Annotated in this window: 4 protein-coding genes; 2 read left to right on the top strand and 2 right to left on the bottom strand. The window is 70.6% G+C overall.

Annotated elements, in window-relative coordinates; genetic code table 11:
- The first annotated feature begins 119 nt into the window (after positions 1-119).
- Both AOM04_RS11220 and AOM04_RS11215 read left to right on the top strand, forming a co-directional pair.
- Positions 120-602 carry a tetratricopeptide repeat protein gene (locus AOM04_RS11220; RefSeq protein ID WP_062464864.1) on the top strand — a complete coding sequence of 161 codons (483 nt, stop codon included), beginning with the start codon at positions 120-122 and terminating at the stop codon, positions 600-602.
- A gap of 24 nt (positions 603-626) precedes the next feature.
- Positions 627-998: a YccF domain-containing protein gene (locus AOM04_RS11215; RefSeq protein ID WP_062464863.1), complete on the top strand. Its 372-nt coding sequence runs from the start codon at positions 627-629 to the stop codon at positions 996-998.
- A 30-nt stretch (positions 999-1,028) separates the two neighbouring features.
- Here AOM04_RS11215 and AOM04_RS11210 read toward each other — a convergent pair whose 3' ends face one another.
- Positions 1,029-3,719 (bottom strand): DEAD/DEAH box helicase, encoded by a 2,691-nt coding sequence (locus AOM04_RS11210; protein WP_062464862.1) that lies wholly within the window; start codon positions 3,717-3,719, stop codon positions 1,029-1,031.
- A partial coding sequence (locus tag AOM04_RS14835; protein ID WP_228373693.1) for a hypothetical protein occupies positions 3,649-4,505 on the bottom strand: 857 nt, incomplete at its 5' end. The genes AOM04_RS11210 and AOM04_RS14835, both read right to left, overlap by 71 nt.

The following is a 4,505-nucleotide window of genomic DNA, read 5'->3' as shown; positions in this document are numbered from 1 at the left end:
AATGACAGAAGTGACGGATGAGACTCGAGCCACCCCCACGCTCGTCACACCCGTCCCAACTGTCATTGGGAGTCGGCCTCTTGTCATGTCCGCAGGTAGTCGCCCGGTAGCCTGGCGTGATGGACACCGCCTGGGAGCACGACGTCGAGGCGCTGTGGGCTGACGAGACCATCGACGGCGAGGCCCGAATCGTGGCCATGCGCGACCTCGCGGATCGCGCGCCGCATCCCGCGCTCGGCGCCTTCGAGCTGGGCGGTGCCTACGACTCGGGCGGGCACGAGGCCGAGGCTCATGAGCGGTACGCCGCGGCCACGGCGGCCGGCCTCGACAGCGTCGACCCCGACCGCGCCGCCCAGATGGTGGTGCAACATGCGTCCACGCTGCGCAACCTCGGCCGCATCGACGACGCGATCGCGATGCTCGAGGCCGCCCCTGCACATCCCGCCACCGGTGCCGCGCCCCGCGTCTTCCTCGCGCTCGCGCTCCACAGCGCTGGTCGGCACGACGAGGCGCTCCGAGTGGCGATCGAGGCGATCGAGCCTTCGCTGCCGCGGTACCACCGCTCGGTCCGCGCCTACGCCGCCGTCCTCACCGACGGCTGACGAGGCACGGGCATACGCTGAGGCATGCGCACGCTTCTCAACATCATCTGGTTCTTCTTCGCGGGCATCGGCCTGTGGTTCTCGTACGTGATCGTCGGCATCCTCGCGTGCCTCACGATCGTCGGCATCCCCGCCGGGATCGCGTGCTTCCGGATCGCCAACTACGCGATCTGGCCGTTCGGCCGGGAGGTGGTGCGCGCGGCCGACGCCGGCGCGTGGACGGTGATCGGCAACATCCTGTGGATCCCGCTCGGCCTGATCCTCGCCATCGCGCACGTGGCGACGGCCTTCACCCTCGCGATCACGATCATCGGCATCCCCATGGCGTGGGCCAACCTCAAGCTCATCCCGATCTCGCTCACCCCCATGGGGCGCATCGTCGTCGAGACCCACTGACGCCGGCCGCGACCGGCGCCGGGGAGGCCGCTACAGGGCGCCCACCGCCAGCACCTCGAGCACCACCTCGCCCGCCTCGTCGCTCGCGTCCAGGTCGATCGCGGCGACGATCCCCCAGTCGTGGTCGCCCGCCGGGTCGTCGATGACCTGACGCACGATCCACGTGCCCGCCGGCACCTCGGTGTGGCCCGCGGCCGCCAGCGCCGCGCGCCCACGGCCGTCCGTGCCGCCCGCGGAGCCGGCCTCCACGAAGGTGAGCAGCGCGGAGGAGCGGGCGTTCGGCCCGATGCCCACCGCATCGTCCCCGTGCAGGGCGAACAGCGGGTCAAGCGCGTCCTCCCAGGCAGACGCGTCCCAGCCGGCGCCCTTGTCGAGCGTGCCGAGAGCCTCGTAGTCCTCGCGCGACGCGAGCTCGACGCGGCGGAACATCGCGTTACGGATGAGGCGGCGCAGCACGCGCGGGTTGCCCGTGACCGGGCGGGCCGGACCCGCGCCCGGCAGCACCGGGGCGGCGGGATCCGCATCGTCCTCGACGAACGACTCCGGGTTGGAGAGCTTCTCCCACTCGTCGAGCAGCGACGAGTCGGTCGAGCGGACCACCTCGCCCAGCCAGTCGGTGATCTCCGCGACCTCCTCGGTGCGGTGCTCCTCGGGCACGGTCTGGCGCATCGCGCGGTAGGCCTCCGCGAGGTAGCGCAGCGCGATGCCCTCCGTGCGCTCGAGGCCGTAGGACGACACGAGGTCGCCGAAGGTCATCGCCTTCTCGAGCATGTCGCGTACCACGGACTTGGGGGAGAGCTCGGCGCCCATGATCCACGGGTTGGAGCGGCGGTACATCGCGAACGCGGGTTCGAGCAGGTCCGCGAGCGGCCGGGGCCACGTGACCTCCTCGAGGGCGTCGACGCGCTCCTCGTACTCCATGCCCTCCGCCTTCATCGCGGCGACCGCCTCTCCGCGCGCGCGGAACTGCTGCGCGACGAGGAGCTGGCGCGGGTCGGACAGCGTCGACTCGATCACGGAGACCACGTCGAGCGCGTGGGTGGGCGACTCGAGGTTGAGCAGGTCCATCGCCGCCAGCGCGAAGGGGGACAGGGGCTGGTTGAGGGCGAAGTTGCGGGGCACGTCGACCGTGAGGCGCACCGACGGGCGCGCGCCGCGGGGATGGCTCGCGTCCGGGATGCGCACGCGCTCGACCACGCCCGCCTTGCGCAGCGACCAGTAGATCCGGAACGCCTGGCGCGCGTGAGCCGAGCGCTGGGCCGGGGTCTCGTGGACGGCCGCGAGCAGGTCGCGCATCGCGACCACCGGGTCCGTCGCCTCCCGGCCGGACCGCGCATCGTCCCGGCCGCGCGCGAGGATGTTGAGCACCATCGCGTGCGTGACCGCGAAGCTCGACGTGAGCGGCTCCGGATCGGCGTCGCGCAGCCGCTCGAAGGTCGCGTCGGTCCAGTTCACGGACCCGGCGGGCGCCTTCTTCCGGACGATCTTCTTGACCTTCTTCGGGTCGTCGCCCGCCTTGAGCAGCATCTTGCGGTTCTCGATCACGTGCTCGGGCGCCATCACGATCACCTCGCCCTCGGTGTCGTAGCCCGCGCGGCCGGCGCGTCCCGCGATCTGGTGGAACTCGCGCGCGCTGAGATGGCGCATGCGCTCGCCGTCGTACTTCACGAGCGACGTGAGCAGGACCGTGCGGATGGGCACGTTGATGCCCACGCCCAGGGTGTCGGTGCCGCACACGACCTTGAGCAGGCCCTGCTGGGTGAGGCGCTCGACGATGCGCCGGTACTTGGGCAGCATGCCCGCGTGGTGCACGCCCACGCCGGCGCGCAGGAAGCGGCTGAGGGTCTTGCCGAAACCGGTGCCGAAGCGGATGCCGTCGAGCGCCGCTGCGATCGCGTCGCGCTCCGAACGGGTCGCGACGTTCATGCTCAGCAGCGACTGCGCGCGCTCGACCGCGTCCTTCTGGGTGAAGTGGACGATGTAGACGGGCGCGCGGCCCGTCTGGACGATGCGCTCGACCACCTCGGGCAGCGGCTCCACCAGGTAGTCGAAGGACAGGGGGACCGGGCGCTCGGCGCTCGTGACCGCCGACACCGCGCGCCCGGTGCGCGTCTCGAGGTCCTCGACGAGCCACGACGTGTCGCCCAGGGTGGCGGACATCAGCACGAACTGCGTGCGCGGCAGCTCGAGCAGCGGCACCTGCCACGCCCAGCCGCGCTGCGGGTCGGAGTAGAAGTGGAACTCGTCCATGACCACGAGCGCCGCGTCGGTCGCGTCGCCGTCGCGCAGTGCGAGGTTCGCGAGGATCTCGGCGGTGCAGCAGATGATGGGCGCGTCGGGGTTGACGGCGCTGTCGCCGGTCATCATGCCGACGTTCTCGCTGCCGAACATCTCGATCAGCGCGAAGAACTTCTCCGACACGAGCGCCTTGAGCGGAGCCGTGTAGTAGGTGCGGCCTCCCGTGCCGGCACGATGCGCGGCGAGGGCCGCGAAGTGGGCGCCCGCGGCGACCAGCGACTTCCCCGAGCCGGTCGGCGTCGCGAGGATCACGTGCGACCCCGAGACGATCTCGATGAGCGCCTCGTCCTGATGTGGATATAATGGAAGGTCCCGTTCCGCCGCCCACGTCGCGAAAGCCTCGTAGAGCGCGTCAGGATCGGGCGCCGCGCCGGGCGCCGTCTCCGGAAGGCGGGCGAGCAGGGACGTGTCGGTGGAAGTCATCGCCGCCATTGTCCCGTGTCTTGACCGCTCGGGACGCCGCGACCACGCGTGAGAGAGACTTACTCAGGACGTACTGACCCGGTTCTTCGTGCCCAGGCGCGTAAGAATGGCGGGAGCGTCCACACAATTGGACAGGAGCACCATGAACGACAGGGACGAGCGCGACAAGCGCCGCGCGAGCTACGACTCGCGCCCCGGCATCAACCCCCGCAAGCAGCGCGACGGCGACCGTCGCGAGGGCGGCGACCGCCCCCGTCGTCAGTTCGATGGTGACCGTCCGCAGCGCTCGAACGACGACCGCCCGCGTCGCTCGTACGACAACGACCGGCCTCGCCGCGACGTCGACGGCGACCGCGGCCCGCGTCGCTCCTACGACGAGGACCGTCCGCGTCGTTCGTACGACAACCGCCAGGACCGTCCGCAGCGTTCGTTCGATGGTGATCGTGGTCCGCGTCGTGACTTCGACAACGACCGTCCCCGGCGTTCGTTCGATGGTGATCGTGGTCCGCGTCGTGACTTCGACAATGACCGTCCCCGTCGATCCTTCGACGGTGACCGTGGTCCGCGTCGCGACTTCGACAATGACCGTCCGCGTCGTTCGTTCGATGGTGACCGTGGCCCCCGTCGCGACAATGACCGTCCGTCGCGCCCGTCGTACTCGGACCGCCCGCGTCGTGACTTCGACAACGACCGTCCCCGTCGTTCCTTCGACGGTGACCGGGGTCCGCGTCGTGATGGTGACCGTCCGCAGCGTTCGTTCGACAACGACCGTCCCCGGCGTTCCTT

Origin of the sequence: Demequina soli (assembly GCF_000971195.1) — a bacterium.
GTDB lineage: Bacteria > Actinomycetota > Actinomycetes > Actinomycetales > Demequinaceae > Demequina > Demequina soli.
The sequence above is the reverse complement of the archived record's forward strand: the minus strand, read 5'-3'. Positions and strand labels throughout refer to the sequence as shown.

What these genes read in the sequence shown, in the direction of transcription:
- AOM04_RS11220 (WP_062464864.1), top strand. Translation starts at nt 120, where the DNA reads ATGGACACCGCCTGGGAGCACGACGTCGAGGCGCTGTGGGCTGACGAG.
- AOM04_RS11215 (WP_062464863.1), top strand. Translation starts at nt 627, where the DNA reads ATGCGCACGCTTCTCAACATCATCTGGTTCTTCTTCGCGGGCATCGGC.
- AOM04_RS11210 (WP_062464862.1), bottom strand. Translation starts at nt 3,719, where the DNA reads ATGACTTCCACCGACACGTCCCTGCTCGCCCGCCTTCCGGAGACGGCG.